Annotated in this window: 1 protein-coding gene; it reads left to right on the top strand. The window is 68.9% G+C overall.

Features of this window, described 5'->3' with window-relative positions; genetic code table 11:
* Positions 1–6 precede the first annotated feature (6 nt).
* Positions 7–608 (top strand): condensation domain-containing protein (locus tag ABD371_RS35775; protein ID WP_344486978.1); only part of this gene is annotated, 602 nt, incomplete at its 3' end.

Raw genomic sequence — 608 nt, 5'->3', positions numbered from 1 at the left:
TATGGGGTGCGGGTGGGTGGTGGTGTGCCGGTGTGGGAGGGGTTGCCGGTGCAGTACGTGGATTACACGTTGTGGCAGGCGGGTGTGTTGGGGGTGGAGTCGGATCCGGGGAGTGTGGTGTCGGGTTCGCTTCGGTTCTGGCGGGAGGCTTTGGGAGGGTTGCCGGTGGAGGTGGTGCTGCCGGTGGACCGTGTGCGTCCGGTGGTGCCGTCGTACCGGGGCGGTTCGGTTTCCCTGGCTGTGGACGCGGGGGTGCTGGAGAGGCTGCGGGGGGTGGCGCGGGAGCGTCATGTGACGTTGTTCATGGTGGTGCGTGCGGCGGTCGCGGCGGTGGTGTCGCGGTACGGCGCGGGTGGGGATGTGCCGTTGGGGACGGTGGTGGCGGGGCGTTCGGACGAGGCGCTGGACGATCTGGTCGGGTTCTTCGTGAACACGGTGGTGCTGCGGACGGACACGTCGGGGAATCCGTCGTTCGGTGAGCTGCTGGAGCGGGTACGGCGCTGGGACCTGGCGGCCTACGCGCATCAGGATCTGCCGTTCGACCGGCTGGTGGAGGAACTCCAGCCGGTACGCTCCCTCGCCCGGCACCCCCTCTTCCAGATCATGCT

It is taken from the genome of Streptomyces amakusaensis (assembly GCF_039532665.1).
In the GTDB taxonomy this organism is placed as follows: Bacteria; Actinomycetota; Actinomycetes; order Streptomycetales; family Streptomycetaceae; genus Streptomyces; species Streptomyces amakusaensis.
Note: the sequence above shows the minus strand (reverse complement) of the source record. Positions and strands in the feature narration are given on the sequence as shown.